We start from the raw sequence: 23,959 nt of genomic DNA, 5'->3' as shown, positions 1-23,959 counted from the left end.
GAACGCGTGAACCCGCCCCGGCCGAAGGCCCCGCTATCGCGGTGGCAGGGCGCCCGAGGAGATCAGCTTCACCACGATGACCAGGCTGCGTCCTGCCGACGTCGACCGCGGATGCGGGTTCACCGACAGACACAGAGACCTGTGACGCGGCACCCGGTCGGGGACGAGTTCGGCGGGTTCCGCACGTGCGGTGACCTCGCTCATGGGAGCATCACGGCCAGCGCGACCGGATCAGTGCTGGGGCGGTCGCCGTTCGTCTGTGAAGGGGTAAGTGCTGTGCGGATCCTGTCGGTGGACCTCGGGACGTCCAACACCGTGGCCGTCCTTTCGGCGCACGGGAGGCCGCCGCGGGTGGTCGAGGTCGACGGTTCGGCCAACATGCCGTCCGCGGTGTTCGCCACCGAGGACGGCACGATCATGGTCGGCCGGGACGCCGAACGCCGGGCCCGGCTCGACCCGACGCGCTTCGAGCCCAACCCCAAACGCCGGATCGACGAGCAGACGCTCCTGCTCGGCACCGACGTCATCCCGGTCACCGAGGTGCTGGCCGCGATCCTGCGCCGCGTCCTCGACGAGACCACCCGCCAGCTCGGCGGCGAACTGCCCGACGAGGTCCGGCTCACCCACCCCGCGCAGTGGGGCCAGACCCGCCGCAACGTGCTGTTGTCCGCCGCCCGGCTCGCCGGGATGGGCGGCAACCTGGTGCTCGTCCCCGAGCCCGTCGCCGCGGCCGCGCACTTCGCGTCGTTCCCCGGCAAGACGCTCGCGCCCGGCCAGGCGCTCGCCGTGTACGACCTCGGCGCCGGCACCTTCGACGTCGCCATCGTCGGCGCGACCCCGAACGGCGGCTTCGCCGTCGTCGCCGAAGACGGCCTTCCCGACCTCGGCGGCCTCGACGTCGACCAGGCGCTGCTGGTGCACGTCGGACGTGAGGTCTCGCACAAGGATCCCCAGCGCTGGCAGCGGGTTCTGCGGCCCGAGTCCACTCCGGACCGTCGTACGCGACGCGCGCTGCAGGAGGACGTGAAGGCGGCGAAGGAGGCCCTCTCGCGGCACCCGCAGACCGAGGTCCCGATGCCGGAGCCGTTCGAGGACGTCCTCGTCACGCGAGGCGAACTCGAAGCGCTGGTGCGGCCGTCGATGCTGCGCAGTGTCGAGCTGATGGCGCGCGTGGTCCGCTCCGCCGGGATGACCCCGGACCGGCTCGCCGGCATCTACCTCGTCGGCGGTTCGAGCCGTCTCCCGCTGGTCGGCAGCCTGATCGCGGAGAAGCTCGGTGTCGTCCCCGGCAGCCTCGACCAGCCGGAGACCGCGGTCGCGCTCGGCGCCCAGCACGTCGCTTCCGACGGCATCAGCTCGCGTACGCAGGGCGTCGAAGGGCAGGTCGCGGCGGGAACCGGCGCACACCCCGGCGTTTCGGGTCCGTACGCGCCGCCGCCGCAGCAGGTCGCGTCGATCCCCGGCTACGCGGGCGGGGGCCCCGGCCAGTCCGGCGGTTTCCCGCAGTCGGGCTACCCGAACAGCGGCCCGCAGCAGGTGCAGCAGCCCGCGCCGGCGAACTTCCCGACGTACTCGCTGGCCGGGCAGGCCGCTGGGGACAAGGCGCCCGCGAGCAAGAAGAAGCCGCTCGTCATCGGTGCCATCGCGGCCGTCGTCGTGCTGATCGCCGCCGGGCTCACTTACTTCCTGACGTCCTCGTCGGCGACCACCTACACCGCCGACGAGTGCAAGGTGCCCGGCGCGGCCGACGACAAGGGCCTCACCGGCTGCCTGCGCCAGCTCGCCGGGAAGATCGCCGACACCGGCGACTGCAAACCCGGCATGGGCAACGGGCCGGCGAAACCGGCAGAAGACCTCGGCGTGACGTCGACCTGCTCCGCTCCCGGCCGCGCCGGGACCCAGGTGACCTATCTGCAGAGCGACTCCGCGGACAAGCTCAAGGCCTACACCGACGGACTGCTCAAATCGGCCGGTGGGGACCGCACCGAGGCCAAATGGGTCGGCAACGCCCTGGAAGGCCAGTACTCCTCGGCCGCCGGGCGGAACGCCGCCGTACTGGTGTTCACCGTGACCGACCGGCCGCTGGTCGGCTTCATCTACCAGGTCCCGGCCGAAGGACAGAACCCGACGCCGGGCGAACTGGCCGACTACTTCGAAAAGAGCGTCCAACCGGGCGAGTGATCCCCTCAGACGGAGGGTTGCCGGCTCGTCCGGTGCGCCCAATGTGGCATTGGAGGCGCTGAGCGTCCCCAATGCCACATTGGGCGCACCCTTGCCCCCGGGCCTTCGCGGAGCGCACCCGGGGAAGGGGGCCTTCACGCGTTTCGTGCCCGAGGCGGGGCTAGACTTCACCCGATGCGTATCACGGTCTTCCGGCGGCTGATGGCCGACGAATTCGGTCCCGGACGTGCGGAAACCCTCTCCAGGGATCACGTCTTCGGTGAACTCGGAGGGCAGACCGTCGAACAGGCCCTCGACGCGGGAACCTCGGCCAAAGACGTCTGGCGGGCGGTCTGCGACGCCTTCGAGGTCCCGCCGGAGCGGCGCTGACCTCGGCAAAAGGGCAAGAACCCTAGCGCAACGGCGTGTCGGCAACGGCCTCGAACACGTGTTCGTCTATGGTGTTGTCCACAACGGGGTCAGCGATCCACAGCTTGGGCGCGAGGCCTGGAATTGTCGGTGGTCGCCCGTAGCGTCGGACCCGACAGCTCAGAACTGAAGAAGCCCTACCGGCTCAACCAACGAGGTGGACTCCATGGCACCAGCAGCACCCGACAAGGACAAGGCGCTCGAACTGGCCCTCGCCCAGATCGACAAGCAGTACGGCAAGGGCTCGGTCATGCGCCTCGGCGAAGAGGGCCGCGTGCCGATCGAGGTCATCCAGACCGGCGCCATCGCGCTCGATGTCGCGCTCGGGATCGGCGGCCTGCCCCGCGGCCGGGTCATCGAGATCTACGGTCCGGAGTCCTCCGGTAAGACCACCGTCGCCCTGCACGCGGTCGCCAACGCGCAGCGGAACGGCGGCATCGCCGCGTTCATCGACGCGGAGCACGCGCTGGATCCGGATTACGCCAAGAAGCTCGGCGTCGACACCGACGCGCTGCTGGTCTCCCAGCCGGACACCGGTGAGCAGGCGCTCGAGATCGCGGACATGCTGATCCGCTCCGGCGCACTCGACATCCTGGTCATCGACTCGGTCGCCGCGCTCGTGCCGCGCGCCGAGATCGAGGGCGAGATGGGTGACAGCCACGTCGGTCTCCAGGCCCGGCTGATGAGCCAGGCGCTGCGGAAGATGACCGGTGCGATGAGCAACTCCGGCACCACCGCGATCTTCATCAACCAGCTGCGCGAGAAGATCGGCGTCATGTTCGGCTCCCCGGAGACCACGACCGGTGGTAAGGCGCTGAAGTTCTACGCGTCGGTCCGTCTGGACGTCCGCCGGATCGAGACGCTGAAGGACGGCGGCGAGCCCGTCGGCAACCGCACCCGCGTCAAGGTCGTGAAGAACAAGGTCGCGCCGCCCTTCAAGCAGGCCGAGTTCGACATCCTGTACGGCAAGGGCATCTCCCGCGAGGGTTCGCTGATCGACATGGGTGTCGACCAGGGCATCCTGCGCAAGTCCGGTGCCTGGTACACCTACGAGGGCGACCAGTTGGGCCAGGGCAAGGAGAACGCGCGCAAGTTCCTGCTCGAGAACCCGGACATCGCCAACGAGGTCGAGAAGCGCATCAAGGAGAAGCTCGGCATCGGTGCCGTTGTCGACGCCGAAGCCGCCCCCGCGCCGGTCGACTTCTAGGGAGCGATGGGATTGGGCGAGGTGCGCTCGCCCTGATCCCTTCTCCGTGCCTTCAGGGGCTCGGGTGCCGATTTGTTGTGGGACTTCTGAGGAGTGGTAGCTGAATGCGTCCGCCCAAAGTGGATCCGGCGGAGCTGCCGCCGGACGAGCGGAGGAAGAAGGCCAAGGAGATCTGCTTCGATCTCCTGGCCGCGCGCCCGCGCTCCGCGGAGGAACTGCGTCAGGCCCTCAAGCGCAAGGGCTTCGACGAGGAGACGACGGAGACCCTGCTCGGTAAGCTGGACCAGGCAGGGCTCATCAACGACGCCGAGTTCGCCGAGATGTGGGTTCGTTCCCGCCATGCCAACATGGGCCTGGCACGGAACGCCCTCGTAGCCGAACTCAAACGCAAAGGAATCGATGGGGATATCGCCGTCCAGGCCGCCGACGAGGTGGACCGAGAGGCAGAGGAGCAGCGCGCCCGAGAGCTGGTACGGAAGCGCATGCGCTCCTTGGGCAACGTCGACGAGCAGGCGGCGATCCGCCGCCTGCTGGGCTTCCTCGCCCGCAAGGGCTATCCCCAAGGGCTGGCCTACACCGTGATCCGCGACGAACTCCGCGAGTTCGGCGCCGAGTCGGCGCTCCTGGACGACGCCGCTCTCGACTGAGTCACTTTCACCTGAGTCACTTTCACCTGAGCCGCTCACCGGCCGTGCGGGCCCACTTGCCCGCCGGCCGGTGTTTCGCGTTTCAGCGGCTCAGTTTCAGCGGCTCATGAGTTTTAGGGGCCTACGGCGGGTGGGCCGCGGTCGCAGGTCCGTGAGGGCCTCCTTCCCTACCCTGAGAGTAGGGAAGGGGCCCCTCACGGCATGCCGGACTGAGCTCAGCCCGAGCCGAGGCCGGAACGCCACCTGGAGTCTCAGCGCTACAGCGACAGCGCGTGAAGGCCCCCTTCCCAACTCGACCTTCACACCAGCCCAAGTACATGAAGGACCCCATCCTTGCGCCTAGGTACAGGAAGGGGTCCTTCATGTACTTCGGAACCTGGCATCACGCAAGGAGCACCGCAGGCCACGCAGTAGGTACCTAAGAGGAAGCTCGCCAGAACCCGAATCGCCACTCACGACCACTACGACACCGTCCCGCTTCTCTCTGAAGTACATGAAGGCTCCTGCGCGGACTGGCACCCCTAGCCCCGGCCTTCCCGGTGTCTCAAAGCGGACGCCGGAGCCGGTAAACGCCCCTGAGCAAGGCTCTGACCAGCGCAGTCGCGACCGATCAGGAATCGAGAAGCATCGGACGCCTGCTCGGAAATAGCGTTACCGGCATGAACTTCATCGACGCCATCACCCTCGAAGTGGCCGACACCGAGGCCGCCGAACGCTTCTACACCAACGCCTTCGGGCTCGGCTCCGAGCTGCGCCTGCGGGCTTCGGAGGAGCCGTCCACCGGCTTCCGCGGCTACACCCTTTCCCTCACGGTGTCCCAGCCCGCCAACGCCGACGCGCTCATCACCGCCGCCGTCGCCGCCGGGGCGACCGTGATCAAGCCCGCCACGAAATCGATGTGGGGTTACGGCGGTGTCGTCCAGGCACCGGACGGCGCGATCTGGAAGATCGCCACCTCGGCGAAGAAGAACACCGGGCCTGCCGCCCGCGAGTTCGACGACATCGTGTTGCTGCTGGGCGTCGCCGACGTGGCCGCGAGCAAGAAGTTCTACGTCGAGCACGGCCTCACCGTGGGGAAGAGCTTCGGCCGCGTGTACGTCGAGTTCGAGGCCGGTTCGAGCCCCGTGAAGCTGGCCCTGTACCGGCGTAAGGCGCTGGCCAAGGACGCGGGCGTGTCCCCCGAAGGCACCGGCTCGCACCGCATCGCGATCTGCGGCGCCGCCCCGTTCACCGATCCGGACGGGTTCACCTGGGAGACCTCCGCGCTCGCCAGCCAGTCCTGATGTGCCACTACCGGATGCCCCCGCTCGCCGCCTACCAAGGAGAAACCACCATGACCACCACGTACGAAGGTTTCACGGCCGAAGAGAAGGCCGCGATGAAGGAGCACGCCCAGGACATGAAGAAGGCGGCACGCCGCGGTTCGGCCGCGGACAAAGCGGCGGCGGCGGAGCAGGACGTGCTGGCGAAGATCGCCGAGATGTCCGATGAGGACCGGGTGCTGGCCGAACTGGTGCACACCGTCGTGAAGGCGAACGCCCCGATGCTCGCGCCGAAACTCTGGTACGGCCAGCCCGCCTACGCGCTGGACGGCAAGATCGTCTGTTTCTTCCAGGCGGCGACCAAGTTCAAGACGCGGTACGCAACGCTCGGCTTCAACGAGGCCGCTCGGCTGGACGACGGCGAGATGTGGGCGACGGCCTTCGCTCTGACCGGCGCCACCCCCGCGGTGAAGAAGCGCATCGTCGCGCTGGTGAAGCAAGCCGCCGGCTGAGCCGACGCAAGCGATGCCCGGCAGCGAGCACGCGGGAGGTTGTTGCGAAAGCCACTTTCGCGACCTTCAACGTTGCGAAAGTGGCTTTCGCAACGTCCTTTCCGCCAAGCCACCTCATACCGTGAGTGGCAGCTCGTTTTACCGCGTGATTGGCCACTCGCGAGACGGCGGCGAAACCCTACGCTCGGGTGATCACTGGGAGGACCACATGATCACCATCGCTCCACTGAAGCCCGAAGACCGCGAAGCCTGGGAAAACCTGTTCCGCGCGTACATCGCCTTCTACGAACGTGTTGCGCCCCAAGAGGTCTACGACCGCGCCTGGCGTGAATTCCAGACGGGGGAGCGGATGCACGCGCTCGGGGCCCGCGTGGGTGGCGAGCTCGTCGGGATCACGCATTTCCTGGTGCATCCCAGCACTTCCGCGCTCATCGACGTCTGTTACCTGCAAGACCTGTTCACCGCGCCGGAAGCCCGGGGCAAAGGGGTCGCGCGGGCGCTGATCGAGGCTGTCGCGGACTGGGCGCGCGACCGCGATTGCGACCGGGTTTACTGGCACACCAAGGAATCCAACGTCACCGCGCGCCGCCTGTACGACCAGGTCGCGGTCAACCGCGGGTTCATTCAGTACCAGCTCCCGCTCTGAAAAGCAGTGAAGGCCACCTTCGCGAAGGTGGCCTTCACGACACGGATCAGAGCTTCGACGCCTCCGTCGCGAAAGCCTCGATCTTCCCGAAGTCCTTGGCCGCCAAGGCGTCCTTCGGCGTCAGCCACGAACCTCCGATGCAGCCCACATTGGACAGTACGAGATAGTCCGGCGCGGTCTTCACGGTGATTCCGCCGGTGGGGCAGAACCGCAGCCCGGGCAGCGGCCCGCCGATCGACTTCAGGTACGCCACGCCGCCGCTGGCCTTGGCGGGGAAGAACTTCAGCGCGGTCAGCCCGCGTTCGGCCAGCCGCATCGCCTCCGAAACCGTGCTCGCGCCCGGCAGGAACGGGAGCCCGGTGTCGAACGCCGCGTCGAGGACCGAGTCGGTGCAGCCCGGGGTCACCAGGAACTTCGCGCCGGCGGCGGCCGCCTGCTTGGCGTGTTCGGGGGCGGTGACGGTCCCGGCGCCGATGACGATCTCCGGGACCTCCGCGGCGATCCGCTCGATGGAGGCGAGTGCCGCCGGGGTGCGCAGGGTCAGCTCGATCACGCCGATCCCGCCCGCGAGGAGGGCCCGCGCGGTGGGCACGGCGTCGGCGGCGTCGTCGAGCACGACGACGGGCATCACGGGGGACAGGCCGAGCAGGTCGGCGCCGGTGGTCACTGGGTTACCTCCACAGGGGTCAACGTGTGCGCCGGAGCGCCGAAGTGTTCCGGCGTGAGCGGTCCGAACACGCTCGCGCCTTGATCGGCGGGGCCGACCGCGCGGCGCAGCGCCGCGAACAGCTCCCGGCCGGTGCCGGTCCAGGATGCCTCCGAAGGCGGTGAGTCCACCAGTTCACGGCGGGCGAGTTCTTCGTCACCCACGAAGACGTCGAGCGTTCCGGCCTTGGCGTCGAGACGGATGACGTCGCCGTCGGCGATCCGCGCGATCGGGCCGCCCGCGGCGGCTTCCGGGGTCACCTGGATCGCCGCCGGGATCTTCCCGGACGCGCCCGACATGCGGCCGTCGGTGAGCAACGCCACCTGGTGCCCGCGGTCCATCAGCACCCCCAGCGCCGGGGTGAGGCCGTGCAGTTCCGGCATCCCGTTGGCTTGCGGGCCCTGCTGCCGGATGACCACGACGACGTCGCGGTTCAGCTCACCGGCCTCGAAAGCGTCCTTGAAGGACTTCTGGTCGGTGAACACCCGCGCCGGGGCCTGGACGATCCGGTGTTCCGGCGCCACCGCCGACACCTTGATCACCGCGCGGCCGAGGTTGCCCGCGACCATGCGAAGCCCGCCGTCGGAAGCGAACGGCCGCCAAACGGGACGCAGGACGTCCTCGTCGAGGCTGCGCGCCGGGACGTCACGCCAGACCAGTTCGCCCTCGGAGAGGATCGGCTCCTGGCGGTACCGGTGCAGACCCGGACCGGCGACGGTCCGGACGTCCTCGTGCAGCAGGCCGGCGTCGAGCAGCGTGCCGACCAGGAACTGGATGCCCCCGGCGGCGTGGAAGTGGTTGATGTCGGCGCTGCCGTTCGGGTACACGCGTGCCAGCAGGGGGATCACCGCCGACAGGTCGGAGAAGTCGTCCCAGGTCAGCTGGATGCCCGCGGCCGCGGCGATCGCGACGAGATGCATCGTGTGGTTGGTCGAACCGCCGGTGGCGAGCAGCGCGATGACGCCGTTGACGACGGCCTTCTCGTCGATCACACCGGAGATCGGCGTGTACTCCTCGCCCCGCGAAAGCTTCACCACGCGGCGTCCGGCCTCTTCGGTGAGCGCCTTCCGCAGCGGCGAGTTCGGCTGCACGAAGCTCGCGCCCGGCAGGTGCAGGCCCATCACCTCGACGACCATCTGGTTCGAGTTGGCCGTGCCGTAGAAGGTGCACGTTCCCGCCGAGTGGTACGAAGCCGCTTCGGCGTCCAGAAGGTCTTCGCGGGTGGCCTTGCCCTCGGCGTAGAGCTGGCGCACGCGCGCCTTCTCCTTGTTCGGCAGGCCGGAGTTCATCGGCCCGGCGGGCACCAGGATCGCCGGGAGGTGCCCGAAGGACAGCGCCCCCATCAGCAGGCCCGGCACGATCTTGTCGCAGACGCCGAGCAGCAGCGCCGCGTCGAACATGTCGTGGGAGAGCGCGATCGCGGTCGACATCGCGATCACCTCGCGGCTGAACAGCGACAGCTCCATCCCGGGACGGCCCTGGGTGACGCCGTCGCACATCGCGGGCACGCCACCGGCGAACTGCGCCACCCCGCCCGCCTGACGGACTGAGCCCTTCACCATCGCCGGGTACTCCTGCATCGGCTGGTGCGCCGAAAGCATGTCGTTGTACGAGGAGACGATCGCGACGCCCGGCGCCCGCACGGCGCGCAGTGCGGCTTTGTCGACACCTTCCATCGCGGCGAAGCCGTGGGCGAGGTTGCTGCAGTCGAGGCCGCGCCGCATCGGCCCTTCTTCGTGGGCGGCGGCGACGCGCTCGAGGTACGCGGCGCGGGTTTCGGCGCTGCGGGCGGCGATGCGCCCGGTGACTTCGGCGATGATGGGGTGGACGTTCGGGGCGGTGCTCATTGTCCGGCTCCGGATCACTGGTCGTGGTGGTCCGCGGGACGGCAACGCTGACGCCGCTGGATCGTGACAGTGGCCACAGTACCTCGGGGGAAAGCTCGAATCAAAATCGATACAGAAGATCGACTCGCGTGACCTCCATCACGTCACTAGGTTCCACTGTGCTACTTGTCACATTGCACAACGCGCGGCAGAGTCGAGACGGCGAGGATCGCTTGCCTTCGAAGGCTCAAGCGGCCAACCGAACCGACCATCGGGAGGTACCGATGTCCACCACAGAGATCGCCGAGCTTCGGCGAGCCATCGGTCAGTTGAGGCAGTGCGTCGGCGCGCTGCGATCCCGATACGGCGACGCCTCGGCGGTACGACGCCTGGCGAACGACGTCGAGCGGCTCGACATCGACGCGACCGATCTCGACACGACCCCGAACGCGGTGCCCGCGCAGGCGAAGGCCGCCGATCGTGTCCAGATTCCCGACACGCCTTACGACCCGGCGCTGTGGCATGGCGCCGATGACGAAGGCGTCGGCGGCTACAAGCGCGACCAGCGGTGAGCGCCCCCGCCGGCAACGAGGCCGGACGGGGTACGGGGGTCCGCGCACCGTCGCGGGCCCGGATCACCGAGAAAACGCTGCGCACCGACCGGTGGTGGCTTTCCCCGCTGCTGACCGTCCTCGGACTCTCCGCCTTCATCATCTACGCGACGATCAGGTCGTTCGTGCGCACCGCGTACTGGGTGCCCGAGTACCACTACCTGACGCCGTTCTACTCGCCCTGCGTCTCGGAATCCTGCGTCGAAGGCTCCCGGCATTTCGGGGCCTGGTTCGGCGAACTGCCGGGCTTCATCCCGCTCGGCTTCCTCGTCCTGCCGTTCCTGCTGGGCTTCCGGCTGACCTGCTACTACTACCGCAAGGCGTACTACCGCGCGGTCTGGTTCTCGCCGCCCGCGTGCGCGGTCGCCGAACCGCACGCGAAGTACACCGGTGAGACCCGCTTGCCGTTGATCCTGCAGAACGTCCACCGCTACTTCTTCTACGTGGCCGTGGTCGTCTCGCTGGTCAACACCTACGACGCGATCACCGCGTTCCACGGCAAGACCGGCGGGTTCGGTTTCGGGCTCGGCAACATCGTGCTGCTCGGCAACGTGATCCTGTTGTGGGCCTACACGTTGTCCTGTCACTCGTGTCGTCACGTGACCGGCGGCAGGCTCAAGCACTTCTCGAAACATCCGGTCCGCTACTGGATCTGGACACAGATCACGAAGCTCAACACCCGGCACATGGCGCTGGCGTGGACGACGCTCGGCACGCTCGTGCTGACCGATCTCTACGTGATGCTCGTGGCCAGCGGGGCGATTTCGGATCTGCGGTTCATCAACTAGCGGCGCGGGAATCTCCCGTCCCCGGCGACAAGCTTTGAGGTGGCTCTTTTTATGACCGAGGTCGAACGGCTCAACTACGACGTGGTGGTGATCGGGGCCGGCGGCGCCGGTCTCCGCGCGGTCATCGAAGCCCGTGAACGCGGCTTCAGCGTCGCGGTGGTGTGCAAATCGCTGTTCGGCAAGGCGCATACGGTGATGGCCGAAGGCGGCTGCGCGGCGTCGATGGGCAACGCGAACTCGAACGACAACTGGCAGGTGCACTTCCGCGACACCATGCGTGGCGGGAAGTTCCTCAACAACTGGCGGATGGCCGAACTCCACGCGAAGGAGGCGCCGGACCGGGTCTGGGAACTGGAGACCTACGGCGCGCTGTTCGACCGCACCGCCGACGGCCGGATCAGTCAGCGCAACTTCGGCGGGCACACGTACCCGCGGCTGGCGCATGTCGGCGACCGCACCGGACTCGAACTGATCCGCACGATGCAGCAGAAAATCGTTTCGCTGCAACAAGAGGACTTCAAGGAGACCGGCGACTACGAGGCGAGGATCAAGGTCTTCGCCGAATGCACGATCACCGAGCTGCTGACCGAGGACGGCCGGATCTCGGGTGCCTTCGGGTACTGGCGCGAGAGCGGCCGGTTCATCCTGTTCGAGTCCCCGGCGGTGGTGCTGGCCACCGGCGGTATCGGGAAGTCGTTCAAGGTCACCTCGAACTCGTGGGAGTACACCGGTGACGGGCACGCGCTGGCGCTGCGGGCCGGGGCGACGCTCATCAACATGGAGTTCGTCCAGTTCCACCCGACGGGCATGGTCTGGCCGCCGAGTGTGAAGGGGATCCTGGTCACCGAAGGCGTCCGTGGTGACGGCGGGGTCCTCAAGAACACCGAGGACAAGCGGTTCATGTTCTCCTACGTCCCCGACGTGTTCAAGGGGCAGTACGCGGACAGCGAGGAAGAAGCCGACCGCTGGTACACCGACCAGGAGAAGAACCGCCGCACCCCGGACCTGCTGCCGCGGGACGAGGTCGCACGCGCGATCAACACCGAGGTCAAGGAGGGCCGGGGGTCGCCGCACGGCGGGGTCTTCCTCGACATCGCCAGCAGACTGCCCGCGGAGGAGATCCGCAAACGGCTGCCGTCGATGTACCACCAGTTCAAGGAACTCGCCGACGTCGACATCACGAAGGAGCCGATGGAGGTCGGCCCCACCTGTCACTACGTGATGGGCGGGATCGAGGTCGACCCGGACACCGCGTCGTCGAGCGTGCCGGGGCTGTTCGCCGCGGGCGAGTGCTCGGGCGGGATGCACGGTTCGAACCGGCTCGGCGGCAACTCGCTGTCGGATCTGCTGGTCTTCGGCCGTCGCGCGGGACTCGGTGCCGCGTCCTACGTGTCGGAGTTGAAGGACCGACCCAAGGTCAGCCAGTCCGATGTGGACGCCGCCGCGGCGATGGCGCTCGCGCCGTTCGACCCGCCGGGTGACGGCGTCGAGGAGAACCCGTACAGCCTGCACACCGAGTTGCAGCAGTCGATGAACGACCTCGTCGGCATCATCCGGAAGTCGGAGGAGATCGAGCGGGCGCTGGAGAAGCTCGGGGAACTTCGCGAGCGGATCAAGCGGGTCACCGTCGAAGGCCACCGGCAGTTCAACCCCGGCTGGCATCTCGCCGTCGACCTGCGCAACATGCTGATGGTCAGCGAATGCGTGGCGCGCGCCGCGCTGCTGCGGACCGAGAGCCGGGGCGGGCACACCCGCGACGACCACCCGGGCATGGACGCCCAGTGGCGCAACAAACTCCTGGTCTGCTCGGCCACGCCGGGCGACAACCCGGTGGTGCCGGAAGTCGGCATCGAGGTCAAGGAACAAATCCCGCTTCGGCAGGATCTGCTGGAACTGTTCGAACTCTCCGAGCTGGGGAAGTACTACACCGACGAAGAACTGGCCTCGCACCCCGGGAGCCCGGCATGAGCTACAAGGCGAGTTTCCGGGTGTGGCGCGGCGACGCCGACTCCGGTGAGCTGAAGGACTACAGCGTCGAAGTCAACGAGGGCGAGGTCGTCCTCGACATCATCCACCGGTTGCAGGCCACCCAGGCCTCGGACCTGGCGGTGCGGTGGAACTGCAAGGCAGGCAAATGCGGTTCCTGCTCGGCGGAGATCAACGGCAAGCCGCGGCTGCTGTGCATGACCCGGATGTCGACCTTCACCGAGGACGAGGTCATCACCGTGACGCCGATGCGGACGTTCCCGGTGATCCGCGACCTGGTGACCGACGTGTCGTTCAACTACACCAAGGCCCGCGAGATCCCCTCGTTCACGCCGCCGCCGGAGCTGAAGCCGGGGGAGTACCGGATGCAGCAGGTGGACGTCGAGCGCTCGCAGGAGTTCCGTAAGTGCATCGAGTGCTTCCTGTGCCAGAACACCTGCCACGTGGTGCGTGACCACGAGGAGAACAAGGAGTCCTTCGCCGGGCCTCGCTACCTGATGCGGATCGCCGAACTCGAGATGCATCCTCTCGACGTCGCCGACCGGCGGGACGAGGCGCAGGAGGAGCACGGGCTCGGCTACTGCAACATCACCAAGTGCTGCTCGGACGTGTGCCCGGAAGGCATCCACATCACCGACAACGCGCTGATCCCGATGAAGGAACGCGTCGCGGACCGGAAGTACGACCCCATCGTGTGGCTGGGGAACAAGCTGTTCCGGCGGGACAAGTAGGCACCTCTCGTGAGTGGTGAGGGCCGGTGTCGCTCCTGCGTCTGGTCGCCGGCTGTGATCTCGGCGGCCGGTCGTTAAGTCGTGACTCGCGTGCTTGGGGACGTGACTCGCGTGTCTGGATGCCGCACTCGTGAGTGCGGAGTCCGAACACGCGAGTTACGTCTGTGAACACGCGAGATCCGGGTCTGAGCACGCGAGTGCGGCGCGGCGTCACCCTAGCTTTATTCGTTTGCCCCCACTTGCTCGCTTGTCGCACACTTACCGCACACCACCGAGGAGGACGCATGACGCGACTTTGTTACGCCATGGCCCTTGGTATGGAAGAGAAACACGGCTCCCCGCCGTCGTCATAGCACGACGTCGAACCTGTGGAGCCGCCCTTCGGGAAACCGAACCGGGCGGCTTTTTCTTTCGGTGAACCCTGATTTCTGGAACGAAGCAGTCCGGTGCGCTTGCGTGCCGGACTGTGTTCCAGGCCAAGGCGCGTTGGTCCAGCGGAAGGGATACCGGGTTTTCACCCCGGTGACGTGGGTTCGACTCCCACACGCGCTACGCCCCGGCACGGCGGGGAAACCTGTTCCGTCGTACCGGTGCGGCGGTATGGGGTCCGTGTGCCCCATACCGCCAGACGCGCACGGTCCGGCGACCGGCCGGGATTCATAGCCCCGGCCAGCCTGGCTCGACACCAGGGTGCGCGACTCAGGACACCTTGCGGGCGCTGTGCACGTCGCCGCTCTCGTGGCGATGCAGCACGATGTCCTGGAAGCCGTTGTCACGCAAGCCTTCCTCCAAGGTGAGCCCGTTGGTGGCGACGGCCACGAGCAGGCCGCCCATCGCCAGGCTCGCGGCGAGGCGCCCGAGATGATCGGGGGAGTCCAGGAAGGCCACGACGATGTCGAAGGTCCCCATCACCGGCAACCGGGTGAGCTGGTGGACCTCGTAGGAGATCCCGACGGGGTCGCGTTCCTCTTCGCGCTGGGCGGCCGCGATCAGCGTCTGATCCGCGTCGACGCCGACCACGCGGCGTGCGCCCTTTTCGCGGAACAAGCGCGGATAGCGGCCATCGCCGCACCCGACGACCAGGACCGACCTGCCCGCCAGGTCCGGCAGTGCTTCGAGCAGTGTCGCGGCCTGGTCCGCCATACGGCCGACGCTAGCCGACGCGGCACCGTCCTGACAGGACCAAGAGGCCTATCCCGGAGTACATGAAGGCCCCCTTCCTGTACCTAGGCGCAAGGAAGGGGGCCTTCATGTACTTACGGAGCTACAGCGCTCCACCGCTCGCGTCGTCGCGCTGCAGGACGACGTTCGACGGCGCGGAGTGCACCGGCTTGGCACCCTTGGGGGCCTTCTTCCGCCGCGCCAGCTTGTTCTCCAGCCACGACGCGAACCAGCTCAGGAGCAGGTTCAGCACGATGAAGATGATCGCGACGACGATCAACGTCGGAATCGTGTTGCCGTAGAGACCGGTGAGCGGCCCGGTGCTCCGGATCAGCTCGTTGAAGCCGATGGTCAGCTGACCGGCCAGCGCGGTGTCCTTGAGGATGACCACCAGCTGGCTGACCAACGCGGGCAGCATCAGGGTGACCGCCTGCGGCAGCAGAACGGTCATCATGATCTGGGTCTTGCGCATGCCCAGCGCCGACGCGGCCTCACCTTGGCCCTTGGGCAGCGAAAGGATGCCCGCACGGAACACCTCGGCCATGACTGAGCCGTTGTAGAGCACCAGACCCGTCACCGCGGCGAACAGCGGGCGGATCTCGGCGTCGATGTCGGTGTAGAAGGCGTAGAACGCAGCGGCGAAGACCATCAGCAGCAGCACTGGGATCGCCCGGAAGAACTCGACGACCGCGCCGACCGGGACCCGGATCCACTTGTGGTCCGACAACCGGCCGATGCCCAGCAGCGCACCGATCGGCAGCGCGATCACGATCGACAGCGCCGCGGCCTTCAGGGTGTTGAGCAGACCGGGCAGGATGAATTGCGTCCACGTCGCACCGTCGATGAACGGCTTCCAGAGCGCGCCCGCCCATTGGCCCTTCTCGTCGAAGCCCACGTAGATGTAATAGATGACCAGAGCCAGAACGAGGACGAAGAGCACGCTGTAGAGCCAGTTGCGCGCCTTGGCCTTCGGGCCCGGGATGTCGTAGAGGACGGTCTGCGTGCTCATCGCTTGACCTCGACCTTCTTGGCGACCCAGCCCAGCAGCAGGCCGAGGGGGAGGACCAGAACGACGAACCCGGCGGCGAAGAGCAGGAAGACCAGCAACAGCGAGTCGGACTCGTTCTCGATCATGTCCGACATCAGGAGTGACGCCTCGGCGACACCGATGATCGAGGCGACCGTGGTGTTCTTCAGCAGCGCGATCATGACGTTCGCCAGCGGCGCGATCACCGACCGGAATGCCTGTGGCAGCACGATCAGTGTCAGCACCTGGACGAAGCCGAGCCCCAGTGCACGGGCCGCTTCCGCCTGGCCGACCGGAACGGTGTTGATGCCGGACCGCAGCGACTCACAGACGAACGTGGCGGTGTAGGCGACGAAGCCGAGGATCGCGAGCCGGAAGGCGTTGTCCTCCAACGAGGTCGTCGACTCCGACGAGGCCAGGTTGAGCCCCAGGGTGGAGGACAATCCCAGCGACGTGAAGACGATGATCACCGTCAGTGGGGTGTTCCGGAAGATGTTGACGTAGGCGGTGCCGAACGCCCTCATGATCGGAACCGGGCTCACCCGCATCCCCACCAGGATCGTGCCCCAGATCAGGGAGCCGATCGCGGAGAAGAAGGTGAGCTTGATCGTCATCCAGAAGGCGCCGAGCAAGTCGTAATTGGGATTGTCGAGGAAATCGAACAAGGTGCTCAACCCAGCCTCGGTATGGGAACGGTGCGCCGCGGTACACGGCGCACCGTTCGATTCCTTTGGTTCAGCGGCTCAGCGAGCCGGGTGTCAGGAGATGGCCGGGGGCTCGGGGATCTTGTAGCCCGAAGGGCCGACGTTCTTCTCCAGAGCGGCCTTCCACGCGCCGTCCTGCTGCATCTTCTTGATCGCGTTGTTGATCGCGGTGATGCTCTCGGCGTCGTCCTTCTTCAGGCCGACACCGTACTTCTCGTCGGTGAAGCCCTTGCCGACCAGCTTCAGCTTGCCGGGCTGCTGCGCGGCGTAGCCGCCGAGGATGACGTCATCGGTGGTCATCGCGTCGACGGTCTTGTTGAGCAGCGAGGTCACGCAGTCGGTGTACTTGCCGCGCTCTTCGAGCTGAACTTCCTTGGCGTACTTCTCCTTGACGTTCTGCGCCGGGGTCGAACCCTTGACCGAGCAGAGCTTCTTGTTGCCGGTCAGCGACTCCGGGCCGGTGATGTCGGTGTTGTCCGCCCGGACCAGAAGGTCCTGGTGTGCGATGAAGTACGGGCCCGCGAAGGAGACCTCGTTCTTGCGCTTGTCGGTGATCGAGTAGGTGGCGACGATGAAGTCGACCTCACCCTTCTTGATCAGGTCCTCGCGCTGCGCGGACTGCGCTTCCTTCCAGGTGATCCCCGACTCTTCGACGCCGAGCTCCTTGGCGATGTACTTCGCCACGTCGACGTCGAAACCGGCGTAGGTGCCGTCGCCCTGCTTCTGGCCGAGGCCGGGCTGGTCGAACTTGATGCCGATGGTCAGCTTCTTGTCGCTCTTGGCCTTCGCCACCACGTTCTTGGCGCCGCTGGAGCCGCTGCCGGCGTCCGACCCGCCGCCACCACAGGCGGAGAGGGCGAGACCGGCCGCCACGACGGCCGCGCTCATTCGCAGAACTCGGTTCAACCGCATTGTTCTCAGTTTCCTTCCGAATCTTGTCCAGCCGATACCGGCCGGCGGGGAAGTCCTTAGTGGGTAAGGATCTTGCCGAGGAAGTCCTTCGCCCGGTCGGTCTTGGGCTTGGTGAAGAACTCGTCCGGGGTGGAGTCTTCGACGATCTCGCCGTCGGACATGAACACCACCCTGTTCGCGGCACGCCGCGCGAAGCCCATCTCGTGGGTGACGACGAGCATCGTCATCCCGTCCTTCGCGAGGGTGGTCATCACGTCGAGGACCTCCTGGACCATCTCCGGGTCCAGTGCCGAGGTCGGTTCGTCGAACAGCATCACCTTGGGGCGCATGGCCAGCGCGCGGGCGATCGCCACCCGCTGCTGCTGCCCACCGGAAAGCTGCGCCGGGTACTTGTCGGCCTGGTTCGCGATGCCGACGCGTTCGAGCAGTTCCATCGCGGTCTTGCGGGCCTCGGCCGAGTTGACCTTGCGGACCTTCATCGGCGCGAGCATGACGTTCTCGACGATCGTCTTGTGCGCGAACAGGTTGAACGACTGGAACACCATGCCGACGTCGGCGCGCAGCGCGGCCAGCGCCTTTCCTTCGGCGGGCAGCGGAACGCCGTCCACCGCGATCTCGCCGGAGTTGATGGGTTCCAGCCGGTTGATCGCCCGGCACAGTGTCGACTTGCCAGACCCGGACGGCCCGAGCACGACCACGACCTGCCCACGCGGCACCTCGAGGTTGATCTCCTTGAGCACGTGCAGGTCGCCGAAGTACTTGTTCACGGCGGCCGCCTTGATCATCGGCGCCGCCACCTCCGCGGTCATCTGGCCTCCAGGAGCGTTCGTTTGCAGGGGACTGCGGGGTCAGGCACCACGCGATGGCGGAAACCTACTCCCGTCGGACCGCTTGTAAAGGCGGCTTGACCAATACTTAGGGTTTCAAGTCCGTATCGTTCTCAAGCCACCGGACGGCTCCGGTCCGCCACCGTCCGGCCCTGATCAGCCTAGACAAGGCGGGGGTGGCTCGTAACCGGGGTCACAACAGATCTGTGACGCATCGTGACCATTACCGCCCGCGTCGGTGTGCTCACTGGGCCGGACGGCGCAGTGACACGGGCAGCGCGGAACGTGACTCACCCCATAGAGTCGTTCTTCAGTCGTCGCGGTGGCGGTGACGGCGTGAAAGGGAAAACACGGGTGCGGGTACTGCTGGTGGAGGACGACGACCGGGTCGCGGGTGCCTTGACGCCCGCGCTGACCCGGCGCGGCCTGACGATCAAACGCCTGGCCTCCGGCGCCGGGGTGCTCGATCTGGTGCACGAGGTCGACGTCGTGCTGCTCGACCTCGGGCTCCCCGACGTCGACGGGATCGTCCTGTGCCGCCGGATCCGCGCGGTCAGCGACGTCGCGGTGATCGTGGTTTCGGCGCGGGGTGAGGTCGACGACCGGATCCAGGGCCTGCGGTCCGGCGCCGACGACTATTTGGTGAAGCCCTACGACGTCGACGAACTGGTCGCCCGTGTCGAGGCCGTGCGCCGTCGCCGGGGTGAACGGCCTGCCGCGGCCGAACCGCCCGGCGTCATCCGGGCGGGTGATGTCTCGGTGGATATCGGGCGCCATGAGGTGCAGGTCGACGGGCAGCCCGTTTCCTTGTCCCGCAAGGAGTTCCAGGTACTCGCGCTGGTCGTCTCGGCCCGTGGCGCGGTGTGCTCGCGCGAGCACGTGCTGACCGAGGTCTGGGGTCATCGCGGCCCGGCGGAGAGCCGCTCGCTCGACGTCCACGTCGCCACGCTGCGGACCAAACTGGGCAGGCCCGCGCTGATCGAGACCGTGCGCGGCGTCGGGTACCGCCTCGGCGGCGCTTACGGCCCGGCCGAAGAGGGCTGAGCCGGTGCGCGTCCGGCTCCAGGCGATCGTGCTGACGCTGGTCGCGGCGCTCGTGTTCGGCCTCGGCATCCCGCTCGCGCTCAGCGTGGCGGCCAGTGTGCAGCTCGACCTCTTCCTCGACCGGCTCACCGACACGTCCCGGTTCGCGTCGCTGGCCCAGCGTCCGCTGGTGGAGAACCGGCCGGACCTGATCGAGGACGAACTCCGCCGCTACACCGAGGTCTACGAGGTGCCGGTGGTGATCGCCGATCAAGACGGCGAGTCCGTGGCCAGCGCGCTCGGCGCCCCCGGGCAGGCCGCCCGGATCGATCTCAAGGATCCCGTGATCGCCTCGCATCTGCAGCAGGCGCTGGCGGGGCGGCGTTCCGAGCCCGGGGCGCTGCTGATGCCGTGGAACACCGCGCCGCTGGTGCTGGCCGAGCCGATCCTGATCGACGGCGAGGTGCGGGGCGCGGTGATCACCCTGTCCTCGACCGAAAAGGCGCGGACCGAACTGGTGTGGTGGTGGCTGCTCATCGCGGCGGGCGCGGTGCTGGCGTTCGGGCTCGCGCTGCTGGTCGCGGTACCGGTGGTGCGCTGGATCCTGCGCCCGGTGCGGCGGCTCGACGACGCCACCGGCGCGCTGGTGGCCGCGGTGGTCAGCGGCCGCGAGGTCGAGCGGGTGGGGGAGTCGGGCGGGCCGCCGGAGCTGCGTCAGCTCGAACGGTCCTTCGACCGGATGGCCGCCAGCGTCGACGAGGCGCTCACGGCGCAGCGCGCGTTCGTCGCCGACGCCTCTCACCAGCTGCGGAACCCGTTGACGGCGTTGAAGATCCGGCTCGGCAACCTCGACGGGCACGTCGACGACGACCTGGCCGCGGCAGACCTCGAAGCCGCCGTCGTGGACGCGAGGCGACTCAACCAGATCCTCGACGAACTCCTTTCGCTGGCCCGTGCCGAGGCCTCGGGCGGCGAACTGGTGCCGGTGGGCCTCGACGAGGTCGTGGGGGCCAGGGTCGCCGACTGGGCCGTGGTCGGCGCGACGCGGGACGTGTCGCTGGCCGCCTCCGGGCTGGGCGGCGGCTTGCGGGTGCTCACGCCGGCGCGCGGTCTCGAAGTGGTCCTGGACGCGCTGCTGGACAACGCGCTCAAGTTCACCGAGCCGGGCACGGAGGTCCGCGTCACCGTCACCGTCACGGACGGGAAGGTCGACATCGCCGTCCGCGACCACGGGCCCGGCCTGCGCGACGACGAACTGGAACGCGCGGCGGACCGGTTCTGGCGCAGCACCGCGCATCAGAACGTGCCCGGCTCCGGTCTCGGCCTGGCGATCGTCACCGAGATCATGGCCCGTTCGGACGGTTCGCTGCGGCTGGGCTCACCCGAGGGCGGCGGCCTCGAAGTGACCGTGACCCTGCCGGTCGCTAATCCTTGAGGGATCTGAAGTAGCGCAGTGCCCCGGGGTGCAGTGGCAGGGGAGAGGTCTCGATGGCGGGATGGACGTCGATCGACAGCGCCGCCCCTGCCGCCTTGACCAGCTGATCTCGCGCGTCGAACAACCCGCGCACCAGCGCCTCGGCGACGTCGTCGGACATCGAAGCGGGCACCACGAGGAAGTTCGGCAGCACCAGCGTGGTCACCGGCTCCGACAGGTTGTAGGCCGTCACCGGGATGGTCGCCGTGCGGTACACGGGACTGGTGGCCCGCAGGGCGTCCGCGAGGTCGGTGATGTCGAGCAGGCGCAGGCCGACCGTCCGCACCCGCTCCGTGATCGACGGTGTCGGCACCCCGCCGGACCAGATGACGGCGTCGATCTGACCGGTCTCCAGCGCGGGCAGCGCCTCGTTGATGCCGAGGTTGCGCTGGTCGATCGCGCCGGTCAGGCCAGAGGCCTTCAGCAGCTGCTTCGACAGGAACTCGACACCGGAGTCCGGCGAACCGATCGCGACCTTGCGCCCGCGCAGCTGGGCGAACGACTTGACCGACGAGTCGGCGCGGACGATGACGTGCAGGTAGTCGTCGTGCACGCGGGCCAGCGCGGCCAGCCCCGCCGTTTTCTCGGTGGCGACGTCGGCGGCCACGAACGCGACGTCGGCCTTCCCCGCGCGGATCCGGCCGATGTTGTCCGGGGACCCCTCGGTCTCCAGGATCTCGGGCCGCTCGGTGTCCAGCTGCGCGGCCCACGCGTCGGCCAGCGCCTCGGCGAGCTTGTCGTACACGCCGCCGTCGAGCCCCGCGGCGATCCGCACCCGCGTCCCGGACAGATCCGGCCCGCACCCGGCGACCAGGGCGCAGACCACGGCGATCACCGCCGCCAGCACCCCTGGTCTCCTCATGAGGGTCGATCGTGCCATGGAACCCCGCCCGCGTACCCTCGAAGGCGAGATGAGCGCGCGCACTTACCAGATCCGCACCTTCGGCTGCCAGATGAACGTGCATGACTCCGAACGTCTTGCCGGGCAGCTCGAGGACGCCGGCTACGTCCCGGGTGACGGCGAGGCCACACCCGACCTGATCGTGTTCAACACCTGCGCGGTGCGGGAGAACGCGGACAACAAGCTGTACGGCACCCTGGGGCATATCCGGCCGCAGAAGACCGCGAAGCCGGGCATGCAGATCGCCGTCGGCGGCTGCCTCGCGCAGAAGGACCGCGGCGAGATCGTCAAACGCGCGCCCTGGGTCGACGTCGTGTTCGGCACGCACAACATCGGCGCGCTGCCGACGCTGCTGGAACGCGCGCGGCACAACGCCGAGGCCGAGGTCGAGATCCTCGAATCGCTCGAGACCTTCCCCTCGACGCTCCCGGCGAAGCGCGACTCGGCGTACGCGGGCTGGGTGTCGATTTCGGTCGGCTGCAACAACACCTGCACCTTCTGCATCGTCCCGGCGTTGCGCGGCAAGGAACGCGACCGCCGTCCCGGCGAGATCCTGGCCGAGGTCGAGGCACTCGTCGCCGAAGGCGTGCTCGAAGTGACCTTGCTCGGCCAGAACGTGAACTCCTACGGCGTCGAATTCGGCGACCGGCTCGCGTTCGGGAAGCTGTTGCGCGCCTGCGGTTCGGTGAAGGGCCTGGAGCGCGTCCGCTTCACCTCGCCGCATCCGGCGGCGTTCACCGAGGACGTCATCGACGCGATGGCCGAGACGCCGAACGTGTGCCACCAGCTGCACATGCCGCTCCAGTCCGGTTCGGACAAGGTGCTGCGCGACATGAAGCGGTCCTACCGTTCGGCGCGCTACCTCAAGATCCTCGACCGCGTGCGCGAGTCGATGCCCGACGCCGCGATCACCACCGACATCATCGTCGGTTTCCCCGGCGAGACCGAGGAAGACTTCCAGGCCACGCTCGACGTCGTCGCGCAGGCGCGGTTCTCCAGCGCGTTCACCTTCCAGTACTCGATCCGGCCGGGCACGCCCGCCGCCGAGATGGCCGGGCAGCTGCCGAAGGAGGTCGTGCAGGAGCGCTACGAACGGCTCGTGAAGCTGCAGAACGACATCTCCTGGGAAGAGAACAAGAAGATCGTCGGCCGCCGCGTCGAGTTGCTGGTCGCCTCCGGCGAGGGCCGCAAGGACTCCGAAACGCACCGGATGAGCGGCCGTGCCCGCGACGGCAGGCTCGTCCACTTCGCGCCGACGGGACCGCTGGTGGACCGCTCCGTGCGTCCCGGCGACGTCGTCGAGACCGTGGTGACCTACGGCGCTCCGCACCACCTCGTCGCCGACGGCGATCTGCTGTCGCACCGCCGCACCAAGGCGGGCGACAACTCCGAGGCCGGGCTCCGGCCGAAGACCAACGGCGTGACGCTGGGCCTGCCGGGCTTCGGCGCCCCGGCCGTCACGCCGGAACCGGTGAGCGGGTGTGCACTGTGACCGAACCGAAGATCGACGAACTCGCGGCCGAAATCGACGAGGTCGGCGAGCGGGCCGCCAAGACGATCGAGCTGGGCAGGCGCGGCTTCTCCATCGCCGTGCTCGCGTTCGTGCTGCTGGTCGCCCAGCTGCTGCCCTGGGTCGGCGAGCACGCCGGCTGGGAGGTGCTGCTCGGCAAGGGCGGCGGGATCCCGCAGCTGTTCGCCGCGACCTCCACCGGGATCGGCGTGTTCGTCTCCGCCGTCACGCTGGTGACCCGGCGCTGGTGGCTGGCCTGGGTCTGCGCCGCGGGCGGCTGGTTCGCCTCCGTCGACGGAATGCTCGCGATCTGGTCACAGCAGTCCTCGCACGCGACCGGCGCGGCCGGTGGCGGCCCGGGCTTCGGGATGGTCCTCGCCTGGTTCGCCACCGTCGCGCTGGCCGTCTACTGGATGCGTGCCGCCTTCTCGCGGAGCTAGGAGACGCGCAGCGTCAGATTGCTGGACGTGTACGCGCTCGCGTAGAGCGTCGTTTCGGGGTGGTAGGCCCGCAGCGTGATCACCGCGCTGAAGGAGAAACTCAGCTTCAGGGAGAACGTCGAGTTCGGACGACAGGTCGTGTCGGCGATGTTCACCCAGACACTTCCTTGAAGTTGCTGCACGATGATCGCTTCGAGGCTGTCGGTCCCGTCGGTACGGGCGCCGTCCTCGGCCCGCAGGCTCCCCTTGAGGGTCACCTTCTCGTTGACCTTGGCTTCCTTCTTGCTGAGCGAGGCGTCGAGCTTGACCTTCTTCTTGCCTGCTTCGGAAGAGGCGGGGACCGGTGCGGGAGACCCGATCGCCGATGCGGCCGGGGCGAGCCCGGCCACCAGAGCACAACTGATCGCCAAGGCGGCGAACGCCCGGCGTACTGGGGGAATCAGTGTCTGGTTCATGATCGAAGTCGACC

Annotated in this window: 25 protein-coding genes and 1 tRNA gene; 16 read left to right on the top strand and 10 right to left on the bottom strand. The window is 67.9% G+C overall.

The window, feature by feature from the left end:
- Positions 1–33: 33 nt before the first annotated feature.
- Positions 34–204, bottom strand: a complete 171-nt coding sequence (locus tag ACIHAO_RS26140; protein ID WP_396562014.1) for a hypothetical protein — start codon at positions 202–204, stop codon at positions 34–36.
- A gap of 72 nt (positions 205–276) precedes the next feature.
- Here ACIHAO_RS26140 and ACIHAO_RS26135 point away from each other — a divergent pair, with 72 nt between their 5' ends.
- The 7 genes from ACIHAO_RS26135 to ACIHAO_RS26105 all read left to right on the top strand — a co-directional run bounded on the left by ACIHAO_RS26135 (position 277) and on the right by ACIHAO_RS26105 (position 6,863).
- On the top strand, positions 277–2,181 hold the full coding sequence (locus ACIHAO_RS26135; protein WP_396562012.1) for an Hsp70 family protein: 1,905 nt from the start codon (positions 277–279) through the stop codon (positions 2,179–2,181).
- Positions 2,182–2,355: 174 nt separating this feature from the next.
- On the top strand, positions 2,356–2,550 hold the full coding sequence (locus tag ACIHAO_RS26130; RefSeq protein ID WP_396562010.1) for a DUF3046 domain-containing protein: 195 nt from the start codon (positions 2,356–2,358) through the stop codon (positions 2,548–2,550).
- A gap of 205 nt (positions 2,551–2,755) precedes the next feature.
- Complete coding sequence (gene recA / locus ACIHAO_RS26125) at positions 2,756–3,796, top strand: recombinase RecA (protein ID WP_061984048.1); 1,041 nt, start codon at positions 2,756–2,758, stop codon at positions 3,794–3,796.
- Positions 3,797–3,915: 119 nt separating this feature from the next.
- Positions 3,916–4,443: a regulatory protein RecX gene (locus tag ACIHAO_RS26120; RefSeq protein WP_125799946.1), complete on the top strand. Its 528-nt coding sequence runs from the start codon at positions 3,916–3,918 to the stop codon at positions 4,441–4,443.
- Between the two features lie 659 nt (positions 4,444–5,102).
- The gene (locus tag ACIHAO_RS26115; protein WP_396562007.1) at positions 5,103–5,726 is read left to right on the top strand and encodes a glyoxalase; all 624 of its coding nucleotides are present in this window, start codon (positions 5,103–5,105) and stop codon (positions 5,724–5,726) included.
- A 50-nt stretch (positions 5,727–5,776) separates the two neighbouring features.
- Positions 5,777–6,217: an iron chaperone gene (locus ACIHAO_RS26110; RefSeq protein WP_396562005.1), complete on the top strand. Its 441-nt coding sequence runs from the start codon at positions 5,777–5,779 to the stop codon at positions 6,215–6,217.
- Positions 6,218–6,425: 208 nt separating this feature from the next.
- Positions 6,426–6,863, top strand: a complete 438-nt coding sequence (locus ACIHAO_RS26105) for a GNAT family N-acetyltransferase (RefSeq protein WP_396562003.1) — start codon at positions 6,426–6,428, stop codon at positions 6,861–6,863.
- Positions 6,864–6,909: 46 nt separating this feature from the next.
- On the opposite strand, the gene eda is transcribed toward ACIHAO_RS26105, so the two are convergent.
- Together eda and edd are read right to left on the bottom strand one after the other, a co-directional pair.
- Positions 6,910–7,530 carry a bifunctional 4-hydroxy-2-oxoglutarate aldolase/2-dehydro-3-deoxy-phosphogluconate aldolase gene (eda, locus tag ACIHAO_RS26100; RefSeq protein WP_396562001.1) on the bottom strand — a complete coding sequence of 207 codons (621 nt, stop codon included), beginning with the start codon at positions 7,528–7,530 and terminating at the stop codon, positions 6,910–6,912.
- Entirely contained in the window at positions 7,527–9,416 is a 1,890-nt protein-coding gene (gene edd / locus ACIHAO_RS26095) for a phosphogluconate dehydratase (RefSeq protein WP_396561999.1), read from the bottom strand. The genes eda and edd overlap by 4 nt, the downstream gene beginning before the upstream one ends.
- 263 nt (positions 9,417–9,679) lie before the next feature.
- On the opposite strand from edd, the gene ACIHAO_RS26090 reads away from it, so the two are divergent.
- The 5 genes from ACIHAO_RS26090 to ACIHAO_RS26070 all read left to right on the top strand — a co-directional run bounded on the left by ACIHAO_RS26090 (position 9,680) and on the right by ACIHAO_RS26070 (position 14,063).
- Positions 9,680–9,967 carry a hypothetical protein gene (locus ACIHAO_RS26090; protein ID WP_076154779.1) on the top strand — a complete coding sequence of 96 codons (288 nt, stop codon included), beginning with the start codon at positions 9,680–9,682 and terminating at the stop codon, positions 9,965–9,967.
- Entirely contained in the window at positions 9,964–10,794 is an 831-nt protein-coding gene (locus tag ACIHAO_RS26085) for a hypothetical protein (protein WP_125785357.1), read from the top strand. The genes ACIHAO_RS26090 and ACIHAO_RS26085 overlap by 4 nt, the downstream gene beginning before the upstream one ends.
- Before the next feature lie 51 nt (positions 10,795–10,845).
- Positions 10,846–12,762: a fumarate reductase/succinate dehydrogenase flavoprotein subunit gene (locus tag ACIHAO_RS26080; protein WP_396561996.1), complete on the top strand. Its 1,917-nt coding sequence runs from the start codon at positions 10,846–10,848 to the stop codon at positions 12,760–12,762.
- Positions 12,759–13,511 carry a succinate dehydrogenase/fumarate reductase iron-sulfur subunit gene (locus ACIHAO_RS26075; protein ID WP_125785359.1) on the top strand — a complete coding sequence of 251 codons (753 nt, stop codon included), beginning with the start codon at positions 12,759–12,761 and terminating at the stop codon, positions 13,509–13,511. Before ACIHAO_RS26080 ends, ACIHAO_RS26075 begins: the two co-directional genes overlap by 4 nt.
- Positions 13,512–13,991: 480 nt before the next feature.
- Positions 13,992–14,063: transfer RNA gene (locus ACIHAO_RS26070), tRNA-Glu, on the top strand.
- Between the two features lie 147 nt (positions 14,064–14,210).
- Here the strand turns inward: ACIHAO_RS26070 and ACIHAO_RS26065 are convergent.
- The 5 genes from ACIHAO_RS26065 to ACIHAO_RS26045 form a co-directional block, all read right to left on the bottom strand.
- The gene (locus ACIHAO_RS26065) at positions 14,211–14,654 is read right to left on the bottom strand and encodes a class I SAM-dependent methyltransferase (RefSeq protein WP_396561993.1); all 444 of its coding nucleotides are present in this window, start codon (positions 14,652–14,654) and stop codon (positions 14,211–14,213) included.
- Positions 14,655–14,775: 121 nt separating this feature from the next.
- Complete coding sequence (locus ACIHAO_RS26060; protein WP_396561991.1) at positions 14,776–15,681, bottom strand: amino acid ABC transporter permease; 906 nt, start codon at positions 15,679–15,681, stop codon at positions 14,776–14,778.
- On the bottom strand, positions 15,678–16,373 hold the full coding sequence (locus ACIHAO_RS26055) for an amino acid ABC transporter permease (RefSeq protein WP_396561989.1): 696 nt from the start codon (positions 16,371–16,373) through the stop codon (positions 15,678–15,680). The genes ACIHAO_RS26060 and ACIHAO_RS26055 overlap by 4 nt, the downstream gene beginning before the upstream one ends.
- 84 nt (positions 16,374–16,457) lie before the next feature.
- The gene (locus ACIHAO_RS26050) at positions 16,458–17,315 is read right to left on the bottom strand and encodes a glutamate ABC transporter substrate-binding protein (RefSeq protein ID WP_199746546.1); all 858 of its coding nucleotides are present in this window, start codon (positions 17,313–17,315) and stop codon (positions 16,458–16,460) included.
- A gap of 56 nt (positions 17,316–17,371) precedes the next feature.
- Positions 17,372–18,100 carry an amino acid ABC transporter ATP-binding protein gene (locus ACIHAO_RS26045; protein WP_199746565.1) on the bottom strand — a complete coding sequence of 243 codons (729 nt, stop codon included), beginning with the start codon at positions 18,098–18,100 and terminating at the stop codon, positions 17,372–17,374.
- 396 nt (positions 18,101–18,496) lie between these two features.
- On the opposite strand from ACIHAO_RS26045, the gene ACIHAO_RS26040 reads away from it, so the two are divergent.
- Positions 18,497–19,186, top strand: coding sequence for a response regulator transcription factor (locus tag ACIHAO_RS26040; protein WP_199748980.1), 690 nt, complete (start codon positions 18,497–18,499; stop codon positions 19,184–19,186).
- Positions 19,187–19,190: 4 nt separating this feature from the next.
- On the top strand, positions 19,191–20,600 hold the full coding sequence (locus ACIHAO_RS26035) for a sensor histidine kinase (RefSeq protein ID WP_396561987.1): 1,410 nt from the start codon (positions 19,191–19,193) through the stop codon (positions 20,598–20,600).
- On the opposite strand, the gene ACIHAO_RS26030 is transcribed toward ACIHAO_RS26035, so the two are convergent.
- Positions 20,590–21,501: a TAXI family TRAP transporter solute-binding subunit gene (locus tag ACIHAO_RS26030; RefSeq protein ID WP_396561985.1), complete on the bottom strand. Its 912-nt coding sequence runs from the start codon at positions 21,499–21,501 to the stop codon at positions 20,590–20,592. The genes ACIHAO_RS26035 and ACIHAO_RS26030 overlap by 11 nt on opposite strands.
- Positions 21,502–21,517: 16 nt before the next feature.
- On the opposite strand from ACIHAO_RS26030, the gene miaB reads away from it, so the two are divergent.
- Positions 21,518–23,032, top strand: a complete 1,515-nt coding sequence (gene miaB, locus ACIHAO_RS26025; protein WP_396562132.1) for a tRNA (N6-isopentenyl adenosine(37)-C2)-methylthiotransferase MiaB — start codon at positions 21,518–21,520, stop codon at positions 23,030–23,032.
- Positions 23,029–23,490, top strand: a complete 462-nt coding sequence (locus tag ACIHAO_RS26020; protein ID WP_396561983.1) for a hypothetical protein — start codon at positions 23,029–23,031, stop codon at positions 23,488–23,490. The genes miaB and ACIHAO_RS26020 overlap by 4 nt, the downstream gene beginning before the upstream one ends.
- Here ACIHAO_RS26020 and ACIHAO_RS26015 read toward each other — a convergent pair.
- Positions 23,487–23,945: a hypothetical protein gene (locus ACIHAO_RS26015; RefSeq protein ID WP_396561981.1), complete on the bottom strand. Its 459-nt coding sequence runs from the start codon at positions 23,943–23,945 to the stop codon at positions 23,487–23,489. The two genes, ACIHAO_RS26020 and ACIHAO_RS26015, sit on opposite strands and share 4 nt — an antisense overlap.
- Positions 23,946–23,959: the final 14 nt, after the last annotated feature.

The organism is Amycolatopsis sp. NPDC052450, assembly GCF_044547565.1.
Taxonomy (GTDB): Bacteria; Actinomycetota; Actinomycetes; order Mycobacteriales; family Pseudonocardiaceae; genus Amycolatopsis.
This window is presented reverse-complemented; position numbering and strand designations above follow the sequence as displayed.

Coding starts and splice junctions, on each gene's coding strand:
- miaB (WP_396562132.1), top strand. CDS start 21,518: ATGGAACCCCGCCCGCGTACCCTCGAAGGCGAGATGAGCGCGCGCACT.
- ACIHAO_RS26080 (WP_396561996.1), top strand. CDS start 10,846: ATGACCGAGGTCGAACGGCTCAACTACGACGTGGTGGTGATCGGGGCC.
- ACIHAO_RS26075 (WP_125785359.1), top strand. CDS start 12,759: ATGAGCTACAAGGCGAGTTTCCGGGTGTGGCGCGGCGACGCCGACTCC.
- ACIHAO_RS26130 (WP_396562010.1), top strand. CDS start 2,356: ATGCGTATCACGGTCTTCCGGCGGCTGATGGCCGACGAATTCGGTCCC.
- ACIHAO_RS26115 (WP_396562007.1), top strand. CDS start 5,103: ATGAACTTCATCGACGCCATCACCCTCGAAGTGGCCGACACCGAGGCC.
- ACIHAO_RS26110 (WP_396562005.1), top strand. CDS start 5,777: ATGACCACCACGTACGAAGGTTTCACGGCCGAAGAGAAGGCCGCGATG.
- edd (WP_396561999.1), bottom strand. CDS start 9,416: ATGAGCACCGCCCCGAACGTCCACCCCATCATCGCCGAAGTCACCGGG.
- ACIHAO_RS26065 (WP_396561993.1), bottom strand. CDS start 14,654: ATGGCGGACCAGGCCGCGACACTGCTCGAAGCACTGCCGGACCTGGCG.
- ACIHAO_RS26090 (WP_076154779.1), top strand. CDS start 9,680: ATGTCCACCACAGAGATCGCCGAGCTTCGGCGAGCCATCGGTCAGTTG.
- ACIHAO_RS26140 (WP_396562014.1), bottom strand. CDS start 204: ATGAGCGAGGTCACCGCACGTGCGGAACCCGCCGAACTCGTCCCCGAC.
- ACIHAO_RS26030 (WP_396561985.1), bottom strand. CDS start 21,501: ATGAGGAGACCAGGGGTGCTGGCGGCGGTGATCGCCGTGGTCTGCGCC.
- ACIHAO_RS26015 (WP_396561981.1), bottom strand. CDS start 23,945: ATGAACCAGACACTGATTCCCCCAGTACGCCGGGCGTTCGCCGCCTTG.
- ACIHAO_RS26045 (WP_199746565.1), bottom strand. CDS start 18,100: ATGATCAAGGCGGCCGCCGTGAACAAGTACTTCGGCGACCTGCACGTG.
- ACIHAO_RS26060 (WP_396561991.1), bottom strand. CDS start 15,681: ATGAGCACGCAGACCGTCCTCTACGACATCCCGGGCCCGAAGGCCAAG.
- recA (WP_061984048.1), top strand. CDS start 2,756: ATGGCACCAGCAGCACCCGACAAGGACAAGGCGCTCGAACTGGCCCTC.
- ACIHAO_RS26050 (WP_199746546.1), bottom strand. CDS start 17,315: ATGCGGTTGAACCGAGTTCTGCGAATGAGCGCGGCCGTCGTGGCGGCC.
- ACIHAO_RS26105 (WP_396562003.1), top strand. CDS start 6,426: ATGATCACCATCGCTCCACTGAAGCCCGAAGACCGCGAAGCCTGGGAA.